A 24,241-nucleotide genomic window follows, 5' to 3' on the forward strand; every position below is an offset into this window, starting at 1 on the left:
ACGTGGGAGGCGCCCTTGCGTGGTCGGTGTACCGGGCCGAGCGTGGCGGGTTCTCACCCGTTGCAGCGCCTCTCGGCCCGTACCGAGAGGTTACCTTCCCGAGATCCGATGTGTCAGTCGCGTCCCACGATCCGGGCAGGACGAGGCCATGCGGGCACGACCGATCGCGCCATCGCCCGTGGTCACCAGCCGGCCGTCCATCGGCGCTCAGGGGCGCCATTCCGGCCGGTAGGCGGGGTGGGCGGCGTAGGGGAGGGCGAGGATGCGGAGGACCGGCTCGCGGGCGGCCTGGGCGGCCTCCAGTTCGGGGGTGCGGTGGCCCTGGGCGAGGATCCAGGCGTTCTTCTCGTAGTCGTCGACGATCCGGCGGCGGGCGGCCACCTCGGCGAGCGTGCGGGCCGGGTCGTGGCGGGCGATGTGCTCGGCGTAGGCGTCGTTCTCGGCCTTCGCGACGAAGGCGGGGTCGTCGGAGTCGGTGTTGACGGTCCCGGAGGGGGTGGCCTTCCAGGGGGCGGACGAGCAGTCGCGGGCGATCTGCTCGTCCCGGGCGAGCCGGGCGCGGAGGAACTCCACCAAGTCCATGGGGCCATCCTGCCCTCTGCGAGAGCGGGACGGCCCCATGGGAGTTGCGGGCACCGGGATCAGGCGGCGCAGTTGCCGGTGACGGGCTTGCCGGCGAACCGGTCGGTGAGGAAGGACATCGCGTCCGGTTCGCTCCAGAGCATGCCGGTGGCGTGCTCGGCGAACGTGTAGGTCTTCCAGGTCACGTTGGCGCCCTTCGCGCACCACGCCTTGTGCAGCGTGTCGGCCTGCGCGAACGGGATGATCTCGTCGTAGACGGCCTGCGTCTGCAGCACCGGGACGGACGGGGCGGTGGAGCCGAGCTTGTTGGCGTTGAGCCGCTGCTGCCACTCGGGGGTGTTCAGCGGGTCGCTCGTGGTGTAGTCGCTGATCTTCTTGAACAGCGTCCCGGCGAGCGTGCCGATGCCGTCGACGCTGACCAGGCAGAGGTGCTCGGCCTTTTGCAGCAGCTCGCGGCCCCTGTCGTTGAGGTACTTCGCCAGGTCGAGCTCGGGGTAGGCGGCGTCGTAGCCGACCGCCGCCATGAACATCAGCCCGACGAACGGCGAGCCGTCCAGGCCCTTGGCGACCGCGAGCAGGTCCGCGGGGACGCCGCCGGCGAAGGCGCCCTTGATGTCGAGTTCGGGGGCGTAGCCCTTGGCCAGTTCGGCGGCCCAGCCCGAGGACGTCCCGCCCTGCGAGTAGCCCCAGAGGCCGACCGGCGCGCCGCCGAGGCCCGCGTCCGGGAGGCGCTGCGCGGCCCGCGTCATGTTCAGGACGGCCTTGCCCTGGGAGCGGCCGACCTCGTAGGTGTGCTGGCCGGGTGTGCCGAGGCCCTCCATGTCGGTGACGGCGACGGCCCAGCCGCGGCTGAGGGCGTCGGCGACGAAGAACATCTCGTAGTCCATGCCCTGGGTGAGGGTGTAGGACGGCGCGCACGCGTCGCCGAGGCCGCGCGTCCCGACGGCGTAGGACACGAGCGGGCGCCTGCCCTGGCCCGTCCACGCCTTCGTCGGCACGAGCACCATGCCGGACACGGCGGTCGGCGCGCCCTGCGCCGTCTCCGACCGGTAGAGGACCTGCCAGGACTTGACGCCCTCGTACGGCGAGTGCCCGAGCGGGTCCATGGTGAACACGGCCGGACGCGACCGGATGACGTCGCCCGGCTGCCCGGCCGGGAGCGGGGCCGGGGGCGTGTAGAACGGATCCTGGCCCGGGGGTACGGGGTCCTGCGGTGCGGCGGCGGCGGTGCCCTGCAGGGTGGCCGCCGCCATGGCGATGCCGATGCAGGACGCCGCCACGGTGCGCAGCACCCGGCGGACGGTGATGGACATGGCGGGTAACCCTTCGTCGTCGCCTGCCGTCGGCGTGACGGCCACCCGACCGTAACGTAATTAGACACTTACTCCAATGAAGCTCGGGACACATCGCGGCGGCGGGTTTTGTGCCCGCTCGACAAAACCGGCCTCACCACCGCACGGGCAGCCGGGTGGGGCCCCTGACCAGGCTCGCCCTGCGCCACGGGACGTCCGCCGCCGGGACCGCGAGCGCCAGGCCGGGGAACCCGGCGAGCAGGACGGCCAGCGCCACCTCGGCCTCCAGCCGGGCGAGCCGCGCGCCGAGGCAGAAGTGCGCGCCCTGCCCGAAGGCGATGTGCGCGGGACCGTCCCGGGTCGCGTCGAAACGGTCGGGGTCGGGGAACATGCCGGGATCGCGGTTGGCCTCGGCGAGCAGCGGCAGCACCAGCTCGCCCGCGGCGACGCGGCCGGACGGCAGCTCGACGTCGGCCGCCGCGACCCGGGGCAGCGCGTACAGCGCGGGGGTGTCGTGCCGCAGCAGCTCCTCGACCAGCCCCTCGGTCGGTTCGAGACCGCGGAAGCGGTCCTCGGCGAGCAGCGTGAACACGCCCGAGGCGATGAGGTTCGCGGTCGTCTCGTGGCCCCCGGTGATCAGCGCGGTGACCAGGCTGACCAGTTCCGGCTCGGTGAGCGCGTCGGAGCCGTCCCGGGCGGCGATGAGGTCGTCGATGAGCGCCTCGCCCGGGTGCGCGCGGCGCTCGGCGAGCAGGCCGCGGACATGGTCGCGGAACTCGCGCCCCGCCGCGGCGCGCCCGCCCGCGTCCAGATCGGACGTGCTCAGCGCCGCGTCCGCCCAGCGGCGGTAGCGCTCGCGGTCGGCCGCCGGGACGCCGAGCAGCTCGCAGATCACCCGGACCGGCAGCGGGAACGCGAACCCGGCGACCAGGTCGGCCGGCGGGCCGTGCGCGGCCAGCTCACCGGCCAGCTCCCGGGTGATCTCGACGACGCGGGGGCGCCACCGGGCGATCCGGCGCGGGGCGAACGCGCCCGCGACGATGCGGCGGATGCGGGTGTGCTCCGGCGGGTCCATGTTGAGGATCAGGTGGGGGTCGTCGCTGATGTCGCCGCCGCTCACCATGCGGGCCGCAGGCGTCCCGCTCAGGTCGCGCTTGAACCGCGGGTCGGTCAGCACCCGCCGGACGTCCTCGTACCGGCGCGCGGTCCGCATGGTGGCGCCGCTCGGGAGGACGGTCTCGGGCAGCCCGTCGTCGGCGGTCATCGTGCCTCCTTGGTCCCGACTCCGCACAGGTAGTAGTCGCCGCCCGCCCCGATCGCCCCGGTGCCGGGTTCGGGTCGCCATTCGTCCAGGCGGACGAGGCCGGGCTCCAGGAGCGTCCAGCCGTCGAAGAAGGCGAGCAGGCGCTCGCGGGACCGGTGGGTCATGCCGGTGTTGGCGCGGCCGTAGACGCTGACGGAGTTCTCGGTCACCTCGTCGTCCCCGGTGATGTGGGAGACGACGATGTGGCTGCCGGGCGCGAGCGCGTCGCGCAGCGCGGCGACCGCCGCGTACGGGCCGTCGTCGTCGGCGAGGCAGTGCAGGACCGACAGCAGCATCAGCCCGACCGGCTCGCCGAGGTCGATGGCCGCGCGGAGCGCGCCGTCGCCGAGCAGCGCGCCGACGTCGCGCAGGTCGTGCCGGAGGACGGTGGTCGCGTCGTCGGAGGCCGTCAGCGCGCGGCCGTGCGCGACCACGACCGGGTCGTTGTCGACGTAGACGACCCGCGCGTCCGGGACCAGGGGCCGGACGGTCTCGTGGACGCTCCCCTGGGTCGGCAGCCCGGTGCCGATATCGAGGAACTGCCGGATGCCGGACGCGGCCAAGTGGCGTGCCGCCCGCTGCATGAAACGCCGATTGTGCCTGGCCAGGACGGGAGTGAAGGGCGCCGCGTGCAGAATCTTCTGGGCGGCTTCGCGGTCGACCGCGTAATTGTCCTTCCCGCCTAGGTAGTAGTCGTACATTCGCGCGACATTGGGTATCGCGGCGTTCGTCTCGTCCACGCGGGCTCCCTCGGTTCCGGTTGTGCATTATGCCGCGCGGCGAGTGGCGGGGGGAGGTCATTGGGCGGCCGCAGTCCGCCCTTTCCAGGCGCCGCCTCTTCCGGCGCGGTGGCGCCGCGCGGAGTCGACCGTCATGGCGGCGTACATGAGCGCGACGAGGGGCAGTCCGAGGGCGCGGAACGGTGACAGGCGATAGAAGCGGAGCATGGGGACGTAGCTGAGCGTCATGATCATCCAGGCGGCGGCCGAGAGGGCGAGCGGCACGGTGTCGCCCGTGACGGCGGCGGCGACCGTCACGGCGGGCGGCACCGCGTAGAGGAGCAGCAGGCCGAGGACGGTGCCCGCGAGCAGGACGGGCGAGTAGCGCAGCTGGTGGTAGGCGCTGCGGGCGATCATCATCCACAGGTCGGCGAGGCGGGGGTAGGGGCGGCGGCTGACGACGTCGCGGCCGAGGTCGAGGCGGCAGCGCCCGCCCGCGCGCTTGATGAGGCGGCCCATCGCCACGTCGTCGATCAGCGCGCCGCGGATCGCCGCGACGCCGCCGGCCCGGTCCAGGGCGGCGCGGCGGACGAGCATGCAGCCGCCGGCCGCCGCGGCCGTGCGGGTCCCGTCGCGGGTGACGCGGCGAAACGGATAGAGCTGCGCGAAGAAGTACACGAAGGCCGGAACGATCACTTTCTCCCAGCGCGTGCGGATGCTGAGCGTCGCCATCTGGGAGACGAGGTCGCGCCGCGCATTGACGGCTTCGCGGACGAGCCTTTTCACCGTTCCGGGCTCGTAGGCGATGTCGGCGTCGGTGAAGAGGAGGAAATCGGGATCACCGGCGGCGCGAACGCCCTCCGACATCGCCCACACTTTTCCCGCCCACCCCTCGGGGCGTTCCCTTGCGGATATCACGTGCCCGGTGAGCCGGGCGGCCGTTTCGGCGGTGCCGTCGCTGCTCCCGTCGTCGACCAGGACCACGCGGAACACGCCCGGATAGTCCTGCGCGAGCAGTGTCGGGAGGGTCTCGGGGAGGATGGCGGCCTCGTCGCGGGCGGGGACGACCGCCGCGACCTCCGGCCATGCGGGCGGATCGTCCTGCTCCGGCAGGCCGGGCCCGGTTCGCCAGAAGGCACCGTGGCCGAGGGCCAGGTACAGCCATCCGATGAGTGCCGCCGCCGCCAGAACGTCCACGATCACCACGCTTCGCAGCCTCGCACCGCGCCCGGCACCCGTCCACCGGCCGGGCCGGTGGGGCGGGAGGACGCTAGAGTCACGCGGGTGTACGACGTCCTATGGAAGGCCGCCGACAAGCTGCGGGGGGCGGTCGACGCGGCGCAGTACAAGGACTTCGTCCTCGGGCTGGTGTTCCTCAAGTACGTGTCCGACTCGTCCGGCGAAGGACCCTTTGTCGTACCGGACGGGGCGCGCTGGACGGATCTCACCGGGGACTCCGCCGACCTCGGCGACCTCGGCGAGCGCATCGACGCCGCCATGGACGCGGTGATGCGGGCCAACCCCTCGCTCGACGGCGCGCTCCCGCGGATCTTCGGCGGGGTCGACCAGCGGCGGCTCGGTGAGCTGGCCGCGCTGATCGGCGAGGTCCGTTTCGTCGGCAGGGCCGCGCGGGACGTGCTGGGCGAGGTCTACGAGTACTTCCTGGAGAAGTTCGCGCGGGCGGAGGGCAAACGCGGCGGCGAGTTCTATACGCCGCCGAGCGTGGTGCGGCTGCTCGTCGCGATTCTGGAGCCTTTCAAAGGGCGCGTGTACGACCCGTGCTGCGGTTCCGGGGGCATGTTCGTCCAGGCGGAGAAGTTCGTCCTGAGCCATCGGGGGCGGCTCGACGACATCGCGGTGTACGGGCAGGAGGCGAACGAGCGGACGTGGCGGCTCGCGAAGATGAATCTCGCCGTCCACGGGATCTCCGGCGACCTCCACCGTGCGGACACGTTCCACGCGGACGCCCATCCCGGCCTCCAGGCCGACTACGTCCTGGCCAATCCCCCGTTCAACATGTCGGACTGGTACCGCGACACAGGCGACCCGCGCTGGCGCTACGGCGTCCCGCCGGCCGGGAACGCCAATTTCGCCTGGATCCAGCACATCATCTCCAAGCTCGGGCCGGGCGGCCGCGCGGGCGTGGTGATGGCGAACGGCTCGATGTCGTCCCGGCAGTCGGGCGAGAACGGGATCCGCTCGGCGCTGGTGGAGGCGGGCCTGGTGTCCTGCGTGGTGGCGCTGCCGGACCGCCTTTTCCGCAGCACCCCGATTCCCGCCTGCCTCTGGTTCTTCGACCATTGCGCCGACGGCCGGATCCTCTTCGTCGACGCCCGCGACATGGGCACGATGGCCGATCGCACCGAACGGGTCCTGACCGAGGACGACGTCGCCCGGATCGCCGGCGCGTACCGCTCTTGGCGCGGCGACGGCTACTCGGACGTCCCGGGATTCTGCCGCTCGGCCGACCTGGACGAGATCAGGTCCCACGACCACGTCCTCACTCCGGGCCGGTACGTCGGGACCGCGCGCGGGCACCAGGACGACGAGCCCGCCGCCGCGAGGGTCGAGCGCCTCACCAGGGAACTCTTCGCGCATTTCGAGGAGTCGACGCGCCTCGACCAGGTCGTCCGGTCGGAACTGGGACGCCTGGATGGCTGATGGCTGACGTGGCCCTCGGCGAGATCGTCACCTTCACGAACGGCAGATCAGGCCCGGCCGAGGGCTCCGCCTACCGCACTTACGGCGCCAATGGCGTCATCGGCACGTCCGCTGGATTCAATGCCGCTCCGCACGCCACCGTCATCGGACGCGTCGGCACCTATTGCGGCGCCGTGCATTACAGCCCGGAACCGTGCTGGGTCACCGACAACGCCATCATCGCCACCCCTAAAGAGGGTGCGAACCCCCGCTACGTCTACTACCTCCTGAAGAGGCTGGCCCTGAACCGCTACCGCATCGGTTCCGGGCAGCCTCTCCTCACCCACGGGATCCTGAACCGCCTCACCACCACGCGCCTGACCCGGCGCGAGCAGGACGCGGCGGCGTCCGTCCTCGGCGCGCTCGACGACAAGATCGCGGTGAACGGCCGCATAGCCGCCTGCACCGACGAACTGGTCCGCGCCCGCTACGCGTCCACCGGTGCCGCGGCCTCCATAAGGATCGGCGAACTCGGAGAACTGGTCCGGTCGAACGTCCCCGCCACCCATATCGACCCCAGTGAGAACTACATCGCGCTGGAGCACATGCCGAAACGCCACATGTGGCTTTCGACCTGGATCGGCGCGTCCGGCGTCACCAGCGGGAAGAGGCGCTTCGCCTCCGGCGACATCCTCTTCGGCAAGCTGCGCCCCTCTTTCCACAAGGCCGGGCTGGCGTTCGTGGAGGGCGTCGCGTCGACGGACATCCTCGTCGTCCGCCCGAAGGATCCCGCGCACCGGGGCTGGCTGCTCGCGGCCCTGGCGAGCGACGCGGTGATCGCCCACGCGTCCGCCGTCGGCGACGGCACCCGGATGCCGCGGGCGAAATGGCCCGACATCGCCGCCTTCGAGATCCCGTGGCCCGGCGACGCCGCAGCCCGGACCTTCAACGAATTCGCCACCGCCCTGGCCGCGCGCGTGCAAGCCGCCACCGCCGAGACCAGAACCCTGGCGACCCTCCGCGACACGCTCCTTCCTCAGCTGATCCCGTGACGTCCCGCCGGGAACGGCGCCATCATCGAGGGATGGAATACCTGCTGAGCAACCGCCAGGTCGAGGCCGGTGAGCGGTTCGCGGCGATCTCGGAACTGTTCGACCGGTGGACGTTCCGGCACATGGACGACATCGGCGTCGGGGACGGCTGGCGGTGCTGGGAGGTCGGCGCGGGCGGGCCGTCCGTCCCGGCCTGGCTGGCGGAACGCGTCGGCGACGCCGGTCGCGTGCTGGCGACCGACATCGACACCTCGTGGCTCCGGGACGCGCCGGTCGACGTCCGGCAGCACGACATCGTCCGGGACGAGCCGCCCGAGGGCCCGTTCGACCTCGTCCACGCGCGCCTGGTCCTGGTCCATCTCGCCGACCGGGACGCGGCGCTGCGGACCATGGTCGAAAGCCTGCGTCCCGGCGGGTTCCTGCTCATCGAGGACGCCGATCCCGCGCTCCAGCCGCTGGCCTGCCCGGACGAGCGCGGGCCCGACGAACGGCTCGCCAACAGCGTCCGGCGGGGCTTCCGCGCACTGCTCGCCGAGCGGGGCGCCGACCTCGCCTACGGCCGCCGCCTCCCCCGGCTGCTGCGCGACGCGGGCCTGGCCGACGTCCGCGCGGACGCGTTCTCCCCGATCGCGGCGCCCGCCTGCGGGGTGCTGGAGGCCGCGACCATCCTGCAGGTCCGCGACCGCCTCATCGCCGGCGGCCACGCCACCGGCGGCGAGATCGACCACCTCCTCACCGCGATCGCCGAAGGCCGCCTGGACCTGACCTTGGCCCCGCTGATCTCCGCCTGGGGACGGGTTCCCGGCGAATAATGCTTTGCCGCCGGGAATGCCCGATCTTTAGCGTGGGCGTGAACAGCGTGTAGCTCAGCAGCAGAGCACCGGGCTCGGGCCCCGGAGGGCGCGGGGGCGGCACCCGCCACGCTGGCATGGACGAGGACCTGCGGGCGAACCCCGGATACGCCGCCGGACAACTGGCCAAGGCGCTCGTGACCGCGCGGTCGCACGAGGACGCGGAGATGCGGCGCCGGGCCGAGGACCGGCTGGGCCGCTGGTCGCGCGTGCTCTCCGGCATGAGCGACGGGACGCTGCGGATCGGTTCACGCACCCCGGTCGCCGGCCTGCCCGCCTGGGTGACGCCCGAGGTCGTCAAGGGCGGCTTCGCCACCGGCGCCCCGGCCGCGGGCGGCGACCTGACCGGCCCCGAACTCGACGCGACCCGGCGCGCCGGGCTCCCCGCCGACCGGCGGGCGCTGTTCGCGCACCACCTGACCGATGCCGGGCTGGCCGCCCTCGAGGCGCTGCTCGACAGCGGGCGGTACGAGATCGCCCTGCCCGAGGAGGCGGCGCTGCCGGCCGTCGCGTGGCTGCTGCGCGCCGGGGACCGGGCCGCGGCGCTGGACGTCCTGGAGAGCATCGGGCCGTTCGCCGGCACGCTGCGGTTCCTGCCGAGGCCCGCCGCGCGGCCGCCCGGCGACGCGTCCCTGGTCAGCCGGGAAACGGCCGGCGACGTGCGGCGGCGCCTCGCCGCACGGAGGCCCAACCGGGCGGTCGCCGCGATGAACGAGGCCCTCACGGTCTGGAACCCGTTCGCGGACGATCTGCTGGCGCACTGGCTGGAGACCGTCCAGGACGGCCGGATCCTCGCCACGGAGCCGGAAGGCTGGCGGGACCGGGGCACCGCGCTGCTCACCCGCTACACGGCCCTCGCGGCCGAGCACACCCTCTGCACGAAGCACCGCAAGCCGAAGGCGAACGCCGCCATCCTGCGGATGTCCCTCGCGGAGGTGCTCGCCGGGCGGCGGCCTTCCCCGCACCTCCGGCACGCCATCGACTCGATGGTCGCCAAGCGGGGCGCGCCCGGCGAGGCACGGCACGCCGCGCTGCGCGACCGGCAGGCCGCCGAGGCGGCGCGGCCCACCCACCACGCGCTGGCACAGGTCGTGATCGAGCGGCTGGACGCGGTGCCGCAGGACCGGGGCGTCCCGTCCACGGACCCGTTCACCGCGCCCGTCCCGGTCGGCGGCCGGGACGCCGAACTGCCCGACCGCCTCCGCACCATGGTGGACCGGGCACTGGAGGCACCGGTCACCGCACTCGCCGAGCGCGGGATCGTCCGGTCCGCGGAGGTGCTGGCGGACCTGGTGCCGCAACTGGTGGCGTCCACGACGGCGCTCTCCTATCCGGACCCGGCGCTGCGCACCCTGATGACGTCCGTCCACCGGGCGTTCCGCGACCGGCGGTCGCTGCTCCTGCTGAACCTGGAGCACCAGGTGCGGGTGGAGGAACTCCCCTGGGTGCGGGCCGTCCAGAAGTACCGGCGGACGGACGGCGCCGCGCGGGCGAACGCGCACACCGTGCTGACGCAACTCGGCGGCCTGACCCTGCACGCCTTTCCCGGAACGGTCATTCCTAACCCGATGACCAGCCAGCTCTCCGCACTCGCCCGGCAGGCGGGCGTCGGCGCTCCTTTCGTCGAGGAACTCGCCGCCGACATTTTCATGGGTACGTTCACGCGCAAATTCCTGGACGCGGCGAAACTGGCGGGCGAACTCCTCGACGGCACGCTTTACGCGCGCTACTACGGGATCGACTACGCGGCCGTCCACTCGATGCGCAAGGGCTTCGACAAGCTCTGCGCGAAGCGGGCCGGGAACCCGGGCAGCGGGCCGTGGGGCCGGGTCACCGCCAACGGAAAGGTGATCGAGCAGGCGCAGATCCTCACCACGCACAACCTGGCCACGCTCGTCCACCCGATCGGCGTCACAACGCTGGACGGCTGGGACGACCTCGCCCGGCGCTCGTTCGCCGTCACCTGCCGGCTGGTCCGGCGGATCCAGGGCAACCCCCGCCCGCTGCGCACGGTCAAGGACGCCGCCTACGCCTGGCGCCAGACCATCTTCTACCTGGCGCTGTGCGGCCTGAAGGAGCAGGTCGCCGTCATCGCCTGGATGCAGGACGAACTGGACAAGAGCCCGCCCCATGCCCTCCGGCGCCTCGACCCCGTCCTGGCGGGGCTGCGACACGTCCTGACCGGCGGCACCCTGGACAACGACTCACCCCCGCACACCCGCCGCCTCCTCGCCTGGTCCACGGACGGACACTGGATGACCGCCTGACCGCGATATTCGGTCTGCAGCATCAGCGAATTCGGCGATCCCTATTGATATCCCCCAAGGCCCTCGAAGGCCCAGGTAGACACTCCTGGGCCCGAAGATCTCGATGAAGGCGAGCCGACGGAAGGCTTCCTGTCGATCATCACGGTGGCCCCTCTCCGTAGTGGAGTGCGTGCGGAGAGCGACGAGGCGCTGGGTGGGGCAGGGGGGTTGCGTGCGCGCAAGGGTTCGTGACTGGGTTGGGCGGGGTGCGTCAGGCTGTGGGTTGCTCCACTCCACGTCCGACTTCGACTTGGCCTGAGAACACATGTTCGCTTACAGCCCGACACGGAGACGTGAAACCAACGCCGCCATGAACGCATCTGACGCGTGGGCCGGGGGGCCCGTGCTGGCACCCTCGCTGGAACTCGGGATCCCGTCCGCCTGGAACAACGGCAAGTCGTCCGGGCGGCTCATCGGGGAGATCGACCTCGCCGCGACGCCGCCGGCCGTGCGGCTCGCGCGCGGCTACGTCCGGGAGCTGGTCGGCCAGCACTTCGGCGCGGACCGGTCCGAGCTCGGCGACCTGGAGCTGCTGACCAGCGAGGCCATGACCAACTCGGTGGTGCACGCGCGGCCCCGCCGGGAGGGGACGATCGGCCTGGCCGTGCTGCACCTCGACCGGTACGTGCGGGTCGAGGTCACCGACGGCGGGCCGGCGCCGGAGCGGGCGCGGCCCGCCGACGAGCAGCTGCACGGGCGCGGCCTCACGCTGATGAAGGCGCTCGCCACCGACTTCGGCGTCCACCGCGGCAGGAACGGGACGTCCACGTTCTGGTTCGGGGTGGGCATCCGGGACGGGTGGCGGCTGCCGTGACACCGGTACCGCGGGCCGCCCAGGTGAGCGGGGGCCTCCTGGGCCGCACCGCCGTACCGGGGTGACCGGCCGCCATGCTCGCCGTCGCCGGTGACGGGACGGACACATCTTCGGATCGTCCGGCCCCGGTGTCCGGCGCTTCGCTAGGATCGAAGCGTCGACAATTGCCACATCGAGGGCGAGTGATGACAGCGGACGGTGCGCCGAAGTCTCTCTCCGACATCACCTCGGCCATGGGCCTGAACATGTCCGACGTGGCGGCCTTCTCCGGGCTCGACGAGAGCACGATCTTCCGGCTGTGGGACAACGCCGAATGGCTCGACCGGGTCAGCGGACGGTCGCTGCAGAGCCTCATGTCGTCCGTTCCGGGAATCGCCGAGTACTCGATGGCGCACGCCGTCCGGCGAAGGCGCGACGGGCTCGTCGGCGACCTGAACGGCGAAGGGCTCGCCGTCGACGTGGACGCCCTGGAGAACTCCACCGTCGCGCAGCAGCATCTGCTGAACGCGCTGGAGGCGGCCCTGCACATCGTGCGCGGGCAGGCGACGCAGAAGACGTCCTCGTTCATCGCCCGGTTCTGGGGGCGGGAGCAGGACCGGGCCCTCGAGGCGATCTACGCGACCGGCTCCGGCGGGCTCCTGAAGGACCCGCAGAGGCTCTTCGACGCCTCGGTCGACCTGGCGCCGCGGCTGAACCGCAAGTCGTACTCGTTCCATTCGATCCTGGCGCTCAACATCCTGACGCACCAGGTCAGCAAAGTGACCGGGGCGCTGGAGGCCGACCTCAGCTTCGAAGTCCCCGGACGGCAGAGCGCGTTCATGATGCGCGGCGTCGTGATGGGTTCCCTGATCGGCTCGAACGACCTCGAACTCGCCGAGCGGTACCGCAGGGAACTGGACGCCACGCCCGTGTACGCGGCCCTGGAGGAATGGTCGTTCCCCACCTACACCAGAGACGGCCGGATCAGCAGCGACTTCACCTTGCCGAGCTCCCTGTCGCTGCGCAACACGGCAACCGAGGTTCTGCGCGAGATAGCGGTCTACAACGACGCCTACCTGTACTACCTGGTGTCGACGTACATTCCGCTGGCGCTGAGACGCGACCCCGCGTTCGGCGGAAGGACCACCGAGTTGGTCCGGGCGCTGGAACTGCGCGGGGCCGACTGCCGGGACAGAACGATCAGACAGACCTGCAACACGCTGGTGCGGCGGCTCAAGGGCCTCGCCTGAACCCCGCGTGGCACGCACTGAGAAATGGGGAGCCGGTGGAGGACACGGCGCAAGCCATCACGAATTTGACGCGCGAAAGGTGGGAGGCCAACGCGCAGTACTGGGTCAAGGTCATCAGGGAGAACCGCGACCGGTACCGGACGGACCTGACCGACGCCGCCGTCCTGGACGCCGTCGGCCCCTGCGCCGGCCTCCGCGTCCTGGACGCCGGATGCGGTGAGGGCTACCTGTCCCGCAAGCTCGCCTCCCTGGGCGCGGACGTCACCGGTGTAGACGCCGCGCAGGGGCTGATCGACGCGGCCTCGTCCCATCCGTCGCCCGGGGCGGCGTTCGTCCGCGCCGGCGTCGAGGACCTGCCGCTGGACAGCGGCCGGTTCGACCTCGTCCTCTGCAACCACCTGTTCAGCCACCTGCAGGACCCGACCCGCGCGATCGGCGAGTTCGCGCGCGTGCTGAGGAGCGGCGGGCGGCTGGTCCTGCTGACGCTGCATCCGTGCTTCTACGTCGAGAACTCCGAGCAGGGCGCGATGAACAGCGTCCCGGCGGCGCAGTACTTCGCCTCGCGCGGCATCGACCAGCGGTTCCTGGTGGACGGCATGGAGTCCCCCTCGATGATCACGAGCTGGCTCCGGCCGCTGGAGTACTACGCTGGAACGCTCCGAGACTCCGGCTTCGTCATCGCCGACCTGCGCGAACCGCACCCGACGGAGGAGCAGCTGCGGGACGACCCGTGGTGGCGGAAGGGCTTCCCCACGGCGCTGTTCATGCTGCTGATCGCGGAGCGCCGCTAGGGTCGTCCCCATGGACCCCGAACTGGCCGAGCATCCGGACAGGCTCCGGTGGAACGCCAGGTACGGGGACGCTCCGGAGGTGTCGTCCGCCCATCCGCTGGCTGAGCGGGCACTGGCGCTGCCGCTGCCGCTGCCGGACGGCGGCGTGCTCGATCTCGCGTCCGGGCCGTCCGGCAGCGCGCTGCTCGCCGCCGCCGCCGGACGGCGCGTGACGGCCGTCGACATCTCCGAGACCGCCCTCGACCGGCTCGCCGCGGAGGCCCGGCGGCGCGGCCTCGGGTCGCTGGTCACGACCGTCCAGGCCGATCTCGGGCGCTGGCGCCCGGAAGCGCCCGGCTACGCGCTCGTCCTGTGCACCGGGTTCTGGGACCGCGCCGTGTTCGGGCGCGCGGCGGGAGCCGTCCTGCCCGGCGGCCTGCTGGGCTGGGAGGCGTTCACCGAGGACGCCCGCCGCGACCGCCCGCGGATGCCCGCCGAATGGTGCCTCGCGCCCGGCGAGCCCGCCTCGCTGCTCCCGGACGGCTTCACCGTCCTCGACCAGGCCGACGTCCCGTCCACCGGCAAGCGCCGCCTCCTGGCCCGCGCCGGCAATCAGTCGAGATCGACGACGACTGGGGCATGATCGGACGGCCCCTTGCCCTTGCGCGCCTCCCGGTCGACGTAGGCCGAACGCACCCGCCCGGCGAAGGCGTCGTTCCCGTAGACGAGGTCGATGCGCATGCCGAGGTTCTTGTGGAACATCCCGGCCCGGTAATCCCAGTAGGTATAAGGGTGCGGGCCCTTCATGGGGGTGGGGACGACGTCGTGGAGGCCCAGGTCACGAAGCTCGGCCAGCGCCTTGCGTTCGGCCGGGGTGACGTGGGTGGAGCCGACGAAGACAGACGGATCCCACACATCGTCGTCGGTAGGGGCCACGTTGTAGTCGCCGGTAGCGACCAGGGCCATCCCAGACGAGAGTTCGACGGCGAGCGCGTCGCGCAGGGCCGCGAACCATGCGAGCTTGTAGAGGTAGTGCGCCGACTCGGGAGTCCGGCCGTTCGGCGCGTACAGCGACCAGACCCTTATACCGCCGCACGTGGCGCCGATCGCACGGGCCTGCGGGGCGAGCAGGACGGGCTCGTTCAACTGCGTCTGCGCCTCCGCCTCGCCCTCATAGACGGGCTCGCCGGGGAAGCTCCTGGAGACGTCCTCAATCCCGACCCGCGAAAGAACCGCGACCCCGTTCCACCGCCCCTCGCCGTACTCGGCGACCTCATAACCGAGCTCCGCGACCTCGTCCGCCGGGAACCCGCCGGCGGCGGACTTGGTCTCCTGCAAGCACACGACGTCCGGCTCCGCCTCCTCCAGCCAGCCGAGAAGGCGCGGCAGCCGAGCCTTCACCGAGTTGACGTTCCACGTCGCAAGCCGCATCCCCCCACCCTGCCATCCGGAGGAAGATCAAAACGTCCCGCCCGGGATTCGGTGAGGGGCGTGCGGCGTCCCTGGGCCGGGTGGGAGGGACGCCGCGGCGGTCCTCAGGGAGCGCGTCTTGCGGCGGTCAGGGCGGCGGCGGCCAAGGGGAAGAGGGCTGCGACCGCCAGGATGCGGGAGGGGCTCAGCGATTCGGCGAGCGCTCCGGCGACGGCGGAGCCGGTCCCGCCGCCGATGAAGAGCGTCAGGTTGAGCAGGCCCATGCCCGCGCCGCGCTGCGGTGCCGGGAGCCGGGCCGACACGTCACCGGTGATCACGACCTGGGAGACGGCGAACGCGGCGAGGCAGAGCGATGCCGCGACGACCGGCGGCCACGGGCTGCTCTTCCCCGTCGCCGCCGCGGCCAGCGCGACGGCGGCGGCGAGCGCGGTGCCGGCCAGCAGCAGGCGGCCGCCCCGCGCGCCGAGCGCCCCGGCCCGCCGGGCCAGCGCCGCGCCGACCGCGGCGCCCGGCAGCAGCGCGGCGCCGATCGCGAGGACGCTCCAGCCGTGCTCTCCCGCCAGGATCTGCGGGACGAGGTACATCGCGGCGAAGAGCCCGCCGAAGACCCCTGCCCCGGTCACCGCCGAGGTCCGGTAGCCCGGGTCGCCGATGACCGGGTGCGGGACGAACCCGTCCGGCCGCCGCGCCACCCGCCGCGCCAGCGCACCGCCCGCGAGGACGAGCACCGCCGCGAGCACGGCGACGACCGGGACGCCGAGGTCGAGCGTCCCGGCCTGGATCAGCACGAGCATCGCGCTCACGGTCGCGGTCAGCGCGGCGGCCCCGGGGACGTCGACGGGCCTGCGCGACCCGGGGCGCAGCGCCAGCCCGAGGCAGAACGGGACCGCCGCCACCGACAGCACCGGCAGTACGACGGTGACACGCCAGCTCAGCCAGGTCGTCACCGCGCCCCCGGCCAGCGTCGCCGCGGACGCGAACACCGCCATGATCGCGCCGTATCCGGCGAGCACCCTCGGGCGCACGGCGGGCTCCACCCCCGCGAGGAGCGCGGCGCCGGCCGCGGCCGTCCCCCCGGACCCCGCCGCCAGGACGAGCCGCCCTGCCACCAGGACGCCGAGGCTCTGCGCCGCGGCGCACACGACCGCGCCGGCCACCAGCACCACCGCCGCGATCGGCAGCGCCGTCCGCACGCCCAGCGCGTCCGCCAGGCGGCCGAAGATCGCGGTGCCGACGCCGAGCGCCAGCGCGTGCGCGGTCAGCACCCAGGCGACCTGCGCGGGCCCGGCGTGCAGCGCCGTCGCGATCTCCGGCAGTGCCACGGCCGCCGCCGTCACGCCGAACACCGACGGCCCGAACAGCGCGCCGAGCCGCAGCGCCGCCGACGTCGGGCCGATGGGCGGCGTCGCGGTCGTCGGGTTCGCGGTCGCGGTCACTGGGGGTTCCGCGGTGACGGCCAGTGCTCGGTGTCCGCGAAGTGGACGTCGTAGCGGGCCTGTTCGGAGCGCAGTCCGTCGAACGGCTCCAGTCCGTGCTGGACGCGGGCCAGCCGCCGGAAGTAGCCGAAGCGCTCGACCCCCGGCGTGAGGACGGCCAGCAGGTCCGCGCCCGTACCGGCCGCCGCGCGAAAGGCGTGCGTCAGCCGCGGCGGGACGACGACCAGGCCGCCCGCCGCGACGGTCTCGACCCGGTCGCCGAGGAGGAACTCCATCGCCCCCTCCACGACGTAGAACAGCTCGGTGGACAGCGCGTGGTAGTGCGGCTTGGCGCCGTCGCGGCCCGGCCCCAGCGTGAGCCGGTTGGCGCCGAGCACGCCCGCGGTCCGGCTCGCGTCGGCGAGCAGGGTGAACGCCCCGCCCGCCGGAAGCTCGACGACCTCGGCGGTCTCCGGGGTGACAACGAGGGGATGCAACGACCTCACGCTCCTGTCGGAAATCGGGTTCTCCGTCCGACACCCATTCGAGTCGGGGAACAACCCGCGAACCACAGGCGCTTTGGAGCATCGATCATCACGGATCGAGATGAATCGGGGGCCGGGGTGGAGCTGCGCCAGCTGGAGTACTTCGTGGCGGTCGCCGAGGAGGCCGGGTTCGGCGCCGCCGCCGCGCGGATCGGCATCGTCCAGTCGGCGGTGAGCCAGCAGGTCCGCCGGCTCGAACGCGAGCTGGGCGTGCCGCTCTTCGACCGCACGACCCGGCGCGTCCGCCTGTCCGGCGCGGGCGAGCGGCTGCTGCCCGAGGCGCGTGCCGTCCTCGCAGCCGCGCGCCGCACCCGGCAGGTCGCCGCCGACGTCCGCGCGGGCGCCGACGGCGTCCTCCGGCTGGGCACCGTGCACGGCCCCGGCGACCGGGTCTACCGCGTCCTGAGCGAGCTGGCCGCCGTGGCGCCGCGCGTCCAGGTCCGGCCCCGGCGTCTGGCCCTGCCCGACCGGCTGTCCGCCGTCCGCTCCGGCGAACTCGACGCCGCCCTGGTCCGCGCGCTCGCCGACGCCCCCGGCCTCGAACTGCTCCCGGTCTGGACGGACCCGCTGTACGTCGCCCTGCCCGCCGCGCACCCCCTGGCGGACCGCCCCGCAGTCGACCTCGCCGATCTGGCGGACCTCCCCCTCCGCCTCGCCCCGCGCGAGGACAACCCGCCCTTCCACGACCTCATCACCGGCGCCTGCCGGACGGGCGGGATCGCGCCGCCGTCCGGCCCGCCCTTCACCACGTTCCAGGAGACCCTCACCGGCATCGGGGCGGGCACCCCGTCCTGGACCGTCTTCTACGAGGTGGCGGGCCTGCCCGACATTCCGCGCGTCACCGTCCGCCCCCTGACCGCCCCCACGATGACGACCTTCCTCGCGGTCACGCCGGGCCCGCCCCTCCCGGCCGTCCGCCACCTGCTGGAAGCCCTGATCCGGACCACCTGACCGGACCGCGGGGACGATGTCGTGGAGGCCGGGATCGCGGGCCTTCGTATACGGGCTCACCGGGGAAGCTCTTTGAGACGTCCTCAATGCCGACCCGTGAAAGAACCGCGTCCCCGTTCCACCGGCCCTCGCCGCGCACGGCGGCCGCATAGCCGAGTTCCGCGACCTCGGCGGACGGGTCGCCCCGCCATCGGGAGGGGTGAGTCATTCCCTCGGCGGGGATATCCTGGCGGCTTCTCCAGTCCCCTGCCAGAGGGCACCGCGAACCGCACGTGACCGGTAGATTGCGGGTCGGCCTCCTTTACACGGTTTTCACGCTGTGCTTAGCCCGGCCCTGGAAGGGTGGTCACGTTCGTGATGTCGTCTAACCCGGAGCAAGTGAGGAACCATGTCCGAGGATGACAAGCCCCGGGGCAAGCCGGCGGTCAAGGCGAAGGCGAAGATCCCGAACGCCCAGAGCATCCGCAGCCCCGAGTTCACCCCGCACGGCATCAGCGCGGGGCGCGGCAGCGGGCTCAACCGGCCGTCCGCCCCGTCCGCGCTGACCGCCAAGCAGGCGCGCAACCGGCGGCTGATGGTGATCGCCGGGATCGTGGTGGCCGCGCTGGCGATCACCGGCGGCGTGTACTGGTGGGTCAACCGCCCCGACCCGGTCATCGAGGTGACCGGGAAGTTCGCGTCCGAGCCGAAGGTCGAGATCCCCACCAAGCTCGCGCCGGCCCGGACGCTGAAGGTGACCACCCCGATCAAGGGGACCGGCCGCGCGCTCGCCGACGGCGACACCGCCTACGTCTCCTTCGCCACCTACAAGTGGGCGAAGGACAAGGACGAGGAGAACTCGCGCGTCAAGAGCACGAGCGAGAAGGTCAGCTCCACCTGGGAGCAGCAGGCCCAGCAGCCGGGCGGCCCGCGGCCCCTCGTCCTCGGCAAGAGCGGGCTGAAGGAGATCGACAAGAACCTGGTCGGCAAGACCGTCGGCAGCCGGATCGTGCTGCAGCTCCCGCCGTCCAAGGACCTCAGCCAGCTGAGCCCGCAGCAGATCACCGACAAGGACGCGGTGGTGTTCGTCATGGACATCCAGGCCGCCGTCCCGAAGGACCCGAAGCCCGAGGGCACCCCCCAGAAGCTCGACGACAAGAACCTGCCGAAGGTCGAGGACAAGGGCGCCAAGGAGCCCAAGATCACGATCCCGGACGCGGACGCGCCGGACAAGCTGCAGGTCAAGACCGTCGTCCAGGGCAACGGCCCCGCGCTCGCCAAGGGTGACGACGCGATCGTGAACTACGTCGGCAAGATCTGGAAGAGCGGCGACAAGTTCGACTCCAGCTGGGACAACAAGCAGCCGGTGAACTTCCCGATCGGCACCGGCGCGACGATCCCCGGCTTCGACAAGGGGCTGACCGGCGCGAAGGTCGGCAGCCGCGTCCTGCTCGTCCTGCCGCCCGCGGACGGCTACGGCAAGCAGGGCAGCCCGCCCAAGATCAAGGGCGACGACACCCTGGTGTTCGTCGTGGACATCCTCGCGAAGATCGAGAAGTGAGCCGGGCGCGGCACGGCCGCGCGGGCGGGATCGCCTGAGGACGAGGTGCGAGCGGCGGGGTTCCCGGTGGGGCCCCGCCGCTCGGCGTCGGCGGCATCGGCGGTGACGCCGGCGGCCTCCGCGGCGGCCTCGGCGGGTTTCGCGGAAAGTCGGTGTTGCGACGTCCGTCACGACAACCGGCGGGACGCATTGCCCGTCCTCTATTGAGAAGCCCCGGGGTTGCGCATTGGGCGGCCGGCGCACGTATCCCCTCGGGTATCGTCGGTAACGCATTATTCACGGGGGGCTTGTGAGCGACAGCGAAAAGGGCCCGGAGGACGACGCGTCCACCGGGTCCGCCGAGGTGGACCGCCAGGACACCGAGGCCGGGGAACCGGCCGGCACGGACCGCCCGGCGACCGGCACGCTGGCCGCGGAGACCGAAGAATCCGTCCAGGACGCCGAATTCCCGGACGGGGACGACAAATCACAGAACGGCGGCAAGGGCCGCGAAGCGCCGGACTCCGCCGGTGAATCCAGCACGGCGGATGAGCCGGACGAGCCCCGCGAGACGGGCGGGCCGGGCGACGTCGCAGATGAACCGGGGTCCGATGGTGTCGAAGCGCCGGGCACCGGAGATACCAAGACCATGCCCGCCGCCTCGTCCAAGCACGCTGGATCGCCGCCGTCCGGAAACGACGGCGGCGGAGGCAGCGGAGGCAGCGGCGGGGGGCGCGGCGGCGAGGGGCCCGGGAAGAAGCCGCGGAGCCGCCGGTCCCGGTTGCTGCGCCGGACGCTCTTCCTGCTGCTCGGGTTCGTCGCCTTCGTCATCGCCGCGTTCGGTGTCGCCTACCTCTTCACCCCGGTCCCGTCGCCACAGGAGAAGGCGATCGCGCAGGGGCCGACGTTCTACTACTCCGACGGCAAGACGCAGATCGCGAAGACCGGCATCAACCGGGACGCCGTGGACCTCGACCGCGTCCCGGAGAGCACCCGCAACGCGGTCATCGCCGCGGAGAACGGCAGCTTCTACGACGACCCGGGCGTCTCGGTGCAGGGCACGACGCGGGCGTTCTGGTCGACCGTGACCGGGCAGCAGCTGCAGGGCGGGTCGACGATCACGCAGCAGATGGTCCGCAACTACTACGGCGGCATCGGCAAGGAGCGCTCGGTCACCCGCAAGCTCAAAGAGATCATGGTCGCGCTGAAGGTCGACCGGGAGAAGCCCAAGGACTGGATCCTGGAGCAGTACCTCAACACGATCTACTTCGGGCGCAACGCCTACGGGGTGCAGGCCGCCGCGCACGCCTACTACGACAAGGACATCTCGCAGCTGACACCCGCCGAGGGCGCCTACCTCGCGGCGGCGATCCAGCAGCCGAGCAACTTCTCCGACCCGACCGGCGCGCAGCGCGCCCCCGCCGAGCAGCGCTGGCGCTCGGTCCTCGGGAACATGGTGCGGGACAAGTACCTGACGTCCGCCGACGCGGCGGCGATGACCTTCCCGGTCCCGGACAAGCAGAAGATCACCGACGTCCTCAAGGGCCAGAAGGGCTACATGGTCAACGTGGCCAAGAAGGAGCTCACCGAGCGCCGCGGCTACAGCGAGGACGAGATCAACCGCAGCGGGCTGAAGATCACCACGACGTTCGACAAGCGGCTGATGGACGCGATGAAGCGGGCCGTGACGCAGAACGCCCCGGACGGGATGAGCAAGAAGATCCGCACCGGGGCCGTGTCGGTCGACCCCGAGACCGGGCAGGTGCTCGCCTTCTACGGCGGCCGCGGCTACCTGGAGGAGGCGCTGAGCAGCGCGTTCGGCGACCACGCGCAGGCCGGGTCGGGGTTCAAGCCGATCGCGCTCGCCGCGGCGCTGAAGGACGGCCGGTCGCTCAGCAGCACCTACGACGGCAGCTCGCCGCAGACGTTCGCCGGGTCGTCCATCCACAACGACAGCAACGAGAGCTTCGGCATGGTGAACCTCGTCACCGCCACCGAGCACTCGATCAACACCGCCTACGTCAACCTCGGCCGGGACATCGGCAACGACAAGATCGCCGAGATGGCCGAGAAGATGGGCGTCTCCGCGTCGCAGATGACCAAGGACCAGCGCAACGCCGCCACGTTCCCGCTGGGGATCGTGTCGCTGCACCCCGTCCAGCAGGCGGGCGTGTACGCGACGTTCGCGTCCGAGGGCGTACACCGGACGCCGTTCGTGGTGAAGTCCGTCACCGACAACGAGAACCACAAGCGCACGTTCACCGAGAAGGGGAACCGGGCGCTGAGCGCGCAGAACGCGCGGGACGCGACCTACGCGATGCAGAAGGTCGTGCAGGGCGGTACCGGGACCAACGCGCAGCTCCCGGACGGCCGCGACGTCGCGGGCAAGACCGGCACGACCGACAAGGGCAAGGCGATCTGGTTCAACGGGTTCATCCCGCAGATGGCGACGTCGGTCGCGATGTTCCGCAGCGACGGCAAGCCGCTGGACATCCCCGGCTACGGCGCCTACGGCGGGCAACTGCCCGCGCAGATCTGGCGCACGTACATGACGGACGCCGTCGGCATCAAGGACTACGAGCCCGAGTCGTTCGGGTCGCCGTCGGAGCGGCCGGGCGGCGGCTACGGGCGGCCGACGGGGCCGAGCACGCCGGGCCGGACGGAGCCGCCGCGCACGGAGGGCCCGTCCGGGCCGCCACCGGACACCGAAGAACCGGACCTCCCGACCCCGCCGACCGATCTGCCGACCATCATCCAGCCGCCCGACGGCGGGGGCGGCGGCGGAGGCGGTGACGATCCCGGCGACGGCGGGGGCGACGGCGGAGGCGGCGGAGGCGGTGACGACGGCGGGGGCGGCACCGGTGGCGGCGGAGGCGCCCGCTCCGGCCCGAACGGCTGACCCCCCGCGCGGCCCCGTGTTCCGGGGCCGCGCGGGCGGCGGGCCTTCAGTCGCAGGCTTTGCCGATCGTGGCCGGTGTCTCCTTCATCACGGTGTTGAGCTGGGAGACGTCGCCGGTGCCGGCGGGGGCGGCGGCGGCGCGCAGCTTGTCCGCCTCTCCCTTCAGCGCCTTGGCCAGGGCGTCGTCGTCGGCCTTCTTCGCCAGCCCGTCCATGCGTCCCGCGAGCTGCTCGGTGGCCTGCCGCCACTGCGCGGGCTCGGCCGCCGGGATACTCCTGACCTGCGTGATGTACTGCTGGAACGCCTTCTTGGTGTCGGTGCACACCTGGTCCGAATTGCCGCTCAGGGCCCCGCACCCGCTCAGGGTGCCGAGCACCATCGCACCCCCGGCCAGCGCCAGAACCGCCCTGTACCGCATCGCACCCTCCCGCTTGATCCCCGATCGGACCCGCATATAATTCCGCACAAGGTCATGAGCGCCAGCGTCAAGCCCCGGCTTGCTGGCCGGCAACCCTTCGTCCGCGATGGGGTGCCCCGGGTGAGGACCTGGCCGGACGCGGCACCGCGTTCCGGCAAGCGCGGATCCCGATCTGTCCTCCGGGGTCCCTGGCCCGGAAGGTCCCGGTATGCCCACGCTGCTCGCCCGCTCCCCCCGCACGCCTGCTGTGACGCGCCCCGAGGGGGTCCGGGTTCGCCGGATCCCGCGCATTGTCGGGGCGGACGTCCCGGTTCCGCTGCGCGACGGCGGCCACGTCCCGTACGCCAACTTCGACTACGCCGCGAGCGCGCCCTGCCTGGAGGCGGTGCAGGAGGCCGTCACCCGCGCGCTGCCGTACTACAGCAGCGTCCACCGGGGTGCGGGGTACGCGTCCCAGGTGACGACCGGCGCGTACGAGGAGGCCCGGGAGACCGTCCGCTCGTTCGTCGGCGCGTGGCGGCGGTCGGCGGTCGTGTTCACGCGCAACACGACCGACTCCATGAACCTGCTGGCCCGCGCCGTGCCCGCCGGGACGAGCGTCGTCGTGTTCGAGACCGAGCACCACGCGTCCCTGCTGCCGTGGAGGCGCGCCGTCCGGCTCCCGGCGCCCGCCACCCCGGCCGAGGCGGTCTCCGCCGCCGACCGCGCGCTGGCGTCGTGCCCGATCGGGTCGCGGCTGCTCGTCGTCACCGCCGCGTCCAACGTCACCGGCGAGCTGTGGCCGATCGAGGAACTCGCGCGGGTCGCGCACCGCAACGGCGCCCGCATCGCGGTGGACGCGGCGCAACTCGTCCCGCACCGCCCGTTCGACATGACCGCGCTCGGCCTGGACTACGCCGCGTTCTCCGGCCACAAGCTGTACGCGCCGTTCGGCGCCGGCGTGCTCGCCGGGCGCGCCGACTGGCTGCGCGCCGCCGAGCCCTACCTGAAGGGCGGCGGGGCCAGCGCGTCGGTCGGCGCGACGACCCGGTGGGCGGCGGCCGCGGAGCAGCGGCACGAGGCGGGCTCGCCGAACGTCCTCGGCGCCGTCGCGCTGGCCGCCGCCTGCGACGCCCTCTCCGCCTCCTGGGCGGAGCTCGCCGCCCGCGAGGACGTTCTGGTCGAACGCCTCCGAACCGGGCTCTCCGCACTCCCGCACGTGCGGGACCTGTCGTTGTGGGGCGACCGGGCGCCGCGCGTCGGGATCGTGTCGTTCACCGTGGACGGCTGGAACGCGCGCGACGTGGCGCTTACCCTGTCGGAGGAGCACGGCATCGGCGTCCGGGACGGGCGGTTCTGCGCGCACCCCTTCGTCCGGCACCTGGCGGGCGGGGACACCGCCGTCCGCGCCAGTCTCGGCATCGGGACGAGCGAGGAGCACATCGACCGGCTGCTCACCGCCCTCGCCGGGCTGGCGGCACGCTGACCTGCGGACACCCGCCCGCGGGCAGGCGAATATGCTCTTT

The 24,241-nt window shown here is 72.5% G+C and carries 21 protein-coding genes, 1 tRNA gene and 2 riboswitches; of the genes, 13 read left to right on the forward strand and 9 right to left on the reverse strand.

Annotated elements, in window-relative coordinates; all coding sequences use genetic code 11:
• A riboswitch (S-adenosyl-L-homocysteine riboswitch) is annotated at positions 1 to 80 on the reverse strand.
• A gap of 127 nt (positions 81 to 207) precedes the next feature.
• The 5 genes from ABZ806_RS00720 to ABZ806_RS00740 all read right to left on the reverse strand — a co-directional run bounded on the left by ABZ806_RS00720 (position 208) and on the right by ABZ806_RS00740 (position 5,102).
• Positions 208 to 582 carry a DUF6221 family protein gene (locus tag ABZ806_RS00720; protein WP_500214300.1) on the reverse strand — a complete coding sequence of 125 codons (375 nt, stop codon included), beginning with the start codon at positions 580 to 582 and terminating at the stop codon, positions 208 to 210.
• A 59-nt stretch (positions 583 to 641) separates the two neighbouring features.
• Positions 642 to 1,895 (reverse strand): lipase family protein, encoded by a 1,254-nt coding sequence (locus tag ABZ806_RS00725; protein ID WP_500214303.1) that lies wholly within the window; start codon positions 1,893 to 1,895, stop codon positions 642 to 644.
• Positions 1,896 to 2,028: 133 nt separating this feature from the next.
• A complete protein-coding gene (locus ABZ806_RS00730) occupies positions 2,029 to 3,138 on the reverse strand; it encodes a cytochrome P450 (RefSeq protein WP_500214305.1) in 1,110 nt (369 codons plus the stop codon).
• On the reverse strand, positions 3,135 to 3,917 hold the full coding sequence (locus tag ABZ806_RS00735; protein ID WP_500214307.1) for an SAM-dependent methyltransferase: 783 nt from the start codon (positions 3,915 to 3,917) through the stop codon (positions 3,135 to 3,137). The genes ABZ806_RS00730 and ABZ806_RS00735 overlap by 4 nt, the downstream gene beginning before the upstream one ends.
• A 57-nt stretch (positions 3,918 to 3,974) precedes the next feature.
• Positions 3,975 to 5,102 (reverse strand): glycosyltransferase, encoded by a 1,128-nt coding sequence (locus ABZ806_RS00740; RefSeq protein WP_500214308.1) that lies wholly within the window; start codon positions 5,100 to 5,102, stop codon positions 3,975 to 3,977.
• A gap of 78 nt (positions 5,103 to 5,180) precedes the next feature.
• Between ABZ806_RS00740 and ABZ806_RS00745 the strand changes: the two genes are divergently transcribed.
• From ABZ806_RS00745 to ABZ806_RS00785, 9 genes are all read left to right on the forward strand, one after another.
• On the forward strand, positions 5,181 to 6,557 hold the full coding sequence (locus ABZ806_RS00745; RefSeq protein WP_500214310.1) for a type I restriction-modification system subunit M: 1,377 nt from the start codon (positions 5,181 to 5,183) through the stop codon (positions 6,555 to 6,557).
• Entirely contained in the window at positions 6,557 to 7,588 is a 1,032-nt protein-coding gene (locus tag ABZ806_RS00750; protein ID WP_500214312.1) for a restriction endonuclease subunit S, read from the forward strand. Before ABZ806_RS00745 ends, ABZ806_RS00750 begins: the two co-directional genes overlap by 1 nt.
• A 32-nt stretch (positions 7,589 to 7,620) precedes the next feature.
• Positions 7,621 to 8,400, forward strand: a complete 780-nt coding sequence (locus ABZ806_RS00755) for a class I SAM-dependent methyltransferase (protein ID WP_500214313.1) — start codon at positions 7,621 to 7,623, stop codon at positions 8,398 to 8,400.
• A gap of 43 nt (positions 8,401 to 8,443) precedes the next feature.
• A tRNA-Pro gene (locus tag ABZ806_RS00760) sits at positions 8,444 to 8,515 on the forward strand.
• Position 8,516: 1 nt separating this feature from the next.
• On the forward strand, positions 8,517 to 10,706 hold the full coding sequence (locus ABZ806_RS00765; RefSeq protein WP_500214315.1) for a transcriptional regulator: 2,190 nt from the start codon (positions 8,517 to 8,519) through the stop codon (positions 10,704 to 10,706).
• A gap of 349 nt (positions 10,707 to 11,055) precedes the next feature.
• Positions 11,056 to 11,559, forward strand: coding sequence for an ATP-binding protein (locus tag ABZ806_RS00770; protein ID WP_500214316.1), 504 nt, complete (start codon positions 11,056 to 11,058; stop codon positions 11,557 to 11,559).
• Positions 11,560 to 11,744: 185 nt separating this feature from the next.
• Positions 11,745 to 12,788, forward strand: coding sequence for a hypothetical protein (locus ABZ806_RS00775; protein ID WP_500214318.1), 1,044 nt, complete (start codon positions 11,745 to 11,747; stop codon positions 12,786 to 12,788).
• A gap of 65 nt (positions 12,789 to 12,853) precedes the next feature.
• Complete coding sequence (locus ABZ806_RS00780; protein ID WP_500214319.1) at positions 12,854 to 13,579, forward strand: class I SAM-dependent methyltransferase; 726 nt, start codon at positions 12,854 to 12,856, stop codon at positions 13,577 to 13,579.
• Between the two features lie 10 nt (positions 13,580 to 13,589).
• The gene (locus ABZ806_RS00785) at positions 13,590 to 14,201 is read left to right on the forward strand and encodes a methyltransferase domain-containing protein (protein WP_500214321.1); all 612 of its coding nucleotides are present in this window, start codon (positions 13,590 to 13,592) and stop codon (positions 14,199 to 14,201) included.
• Here the strand turns inward: ABZ806_RS00785 and ABZ806_RS00790 are convergent.
• The 3 genes from ABZ806_RS00790 to ABZ806_RS00800 form a co-directional block, all read right to left on the reverse strand.
• A complete protein-coding gene (locus ABZ806_RS00790) occupies positions 14,171 to 14,989 on the reverse strand; it encodes an exodeoxyribonuclease III (RefSeq protein WP_500214323.1) in 819 nt (272 codons plus the stop codon). The two genes, ABZ806_RS00785 and ABZ806_RS00790, sit on opposite strands and share 31 nt — an antisense overlap.
• A gap of 104 nt (positions 14,990 to 15,093) precedes the next feature.
• Positions 15,094 to 16,425, reverse strand: a complete 1,332-nt coding sequence (locus ABZ806_RS00795) for an MFS transporter (protein WP_500214325.1) — start codon at positions 16,423 to 16,425, stop codon at positions 15,094 to 15,096.
• Positions 16,422 to 16,910, reverse strand: coding sequence for a cupin domain-containing protein (locus tag ABZ806_RS00800; RefSeq protein ID WP_500214327.1), 489 nt, complete (start codon positions 16,908 to 16,910; stop codon positions 16,422 to 16,424). The genes ABZ806_RS00795 and ABZ806_RS00800 overlap by 4 nt, the downstream gene beginning before the upstream one ends.
• A gap of 117 nt (positions 16,911 to 17,027) precedes the next feature.
• On the opposite strand from ABZ806_RS00800, the gene ABZ806_RS00805 reads away from it, so the two are divergent.
• The 3 genes from ABZ806_RS00805 to ABZ806_RS00815 all read left to right on the forward strand — a co-directional run bounded on the left by ABZ806_RS00805 (position 17,028) and on the right by ABZ806_RS00815 (position 22,318).
• Positions 17,028 to 17,900, forward strand: a complete 873-nt coding sequence (locus ABZ806_RS00805) for a LysR family transcriptional regulator (RefSeq protein ID WP_500214329.1) — start codon at positions 17,028 to 17,030, stop codon at positions 17,898 to 17,900.
• 388 nt (positions 17,901 to 18,288) lie between these two features.
• Entirely contained in the window at positions 18,289 to 19,440 is a 1,152-nt protein-coding gene (locus tag ABZ806_RS00810; RefSeq protein ID WP_500214331.1) for an FKBP-type peptidyl-prolyl cis-trans isomerase, read from the forward strand.
• Positions 19,441 to 19,729: 289 nt separating this feature from the next.
• Entirely contained in the window at positions 19,730 to 22,318 is a 2,589-nt protein-coding gene (locus ABZ806_RS00815; protein WP_500214333.1) for a transglycosylase domain-containing protein, read from the forward strand.
• A gap of 46 nt (positions 22,319 to 22,364) precedes the next feature.
• On the opposite strand, the gene ABZ806_RS00820 is transcribed toward ABZ806_RS00815, so the two are convergent.
• A complete protein-coding gene (locus ABZ806_RS00820; RefSeq protein WP_500214335.1) occupies positions 22,365 to 22,736 on the reverse strand; it encodes a DUF8711 family protein in 372 nt (123 codons plus the stop codon).
• A gap of 50 nt (positions 22,737 to 22,786) precedes the next feature.
• Positions 22,787 to 22,903: riboswitch (SAM riboswitch) on the forward strand.
• A gap of 41 nt (positions 22,904 to 22,944) precedes the next feature.
• Between ABZ806_RS00820 and ABZ806_RS00825 the strand changes: the two genes are divergently transcribed.
• Positions 22,945 to 24,201, forward strand: coding sequence for an aminotransferase class V-fold PLP-dependent enzyme (locus ABZ806_RS00825; protein ID WP_500214337.1), 1,257 nt, complete (start codon positions 22,945 to 22,947; stop codon positions 24,199 to 24,201).
• Positions 24,202 to 24,241 lie beyond the last annotated feature (40 nt).

The sequence above is a fragment of the Spirillospora sp. NPDC047418 genome (assembly GCF_040643275.1).
Lineage (GTDB): Bacteria > Actinomycetota > Actinomycetes > Streptosporangiales > Streptosporangiaceae > Spirillospora.

Excerpts from the sequence above, each read along its gene's own strand:
- ABZ806_RS00810 (WP_500214331.1), top strand. The coding sequence starts at position 18,289 with ATGTCCGAGGATGACAAGCCCCGGGGCAAGCCGGCGGTCAAGGCGAAG.
- ABZ806_RS00820 (WP_500214335.1), bottom strand. The coding sequence starts at position 22,736 with ATGCGGTACAGGGCGGTTCTGGCGCTGGCCGGGGGTGCGATGGTGCTC.
- ABZ806_RS00750 (WP_500214312.1), top strand. The coding sequence starts at position 6,557 with ATGGCTGACGTGGCCCTCGGCGAGATCGTCACCTTCACGAACGGCAGA.
- ABZ806_RS00790 (WP_500214323.1), bottom strand. The coding sequence starts at position 14,989 with ATGCGGCTTGCGACGTGGAACGTCAACTCGGTGAAGGCTCGGCTGCCG.
- ABZ806_RS00765 (WP_500214315.1), top strand. The coding sequence starts at position 8,517 with ATGGACGAGGACCTGCGGGCGAACCCCGGATACGCCGCCGGACAACTG.
- ABZ806_RS00755 (WP_500214313.1), top strand. The coding sequence starts at position 7,621 with ATGGAATACCTGCTGAGCAACCGCCAGGTCGAGGCCGGTGAGCGGTTC.
- ABZ806_RS00825 (WP_500214337.1), top strand. The coding sequence starts at position 22,945 with ATGCCCACGCTGCTCGCCCGCTCCCCCCGCACGCCTGCTGTGACGCGC.
- ABZ806_RS00775 (WP_500214318.1), top strand. The coding sequence starts at position 11,745 with ATGACAGCGGACGGTGCGCCGAAGTCTCTCTCCGACATCACCTCGGCC.
- ABZ806_RS00730 (WP_500214305.1), bottom strand. The coding sequence starts at position 3,138 with ATGACCGCCGACGACGGGCTGCCCGAGACCGTCCTCCCGAGCGGCGCC.
- ABZ806_RS00770 (WP_500214316.1), top strand. The coding sequence starts at position 11,056 with ATGAACGCATCTGACGCGTGGGCCGGGGGGCCCGTGCTGGCACCCTCG.
- ABZ806_RS00785 (WP_500214321.1), top strand. The coding sequence starts at position 13,590 with ATGGACCCCGAACTGGCCGAGCATCCGGACAGGCTCCGGTGGAACGCC.
- ABZ806_RS00725 (WP_500214303.1), bottom strand. The coding sequence starts at position 1,895 with ATGTCCATCACCGTCCGCCGGGTGCTGCGCACCGTGGCGGCGTCCTGC.
- ABZ806_RS00720 (WP_500214300.1), bottom strand. The coding sequence starts at position 582 with ATGGACTTGGTGGAGTTCCTCCGCGCCCGGCTCGCCCGGGACGAGCAG.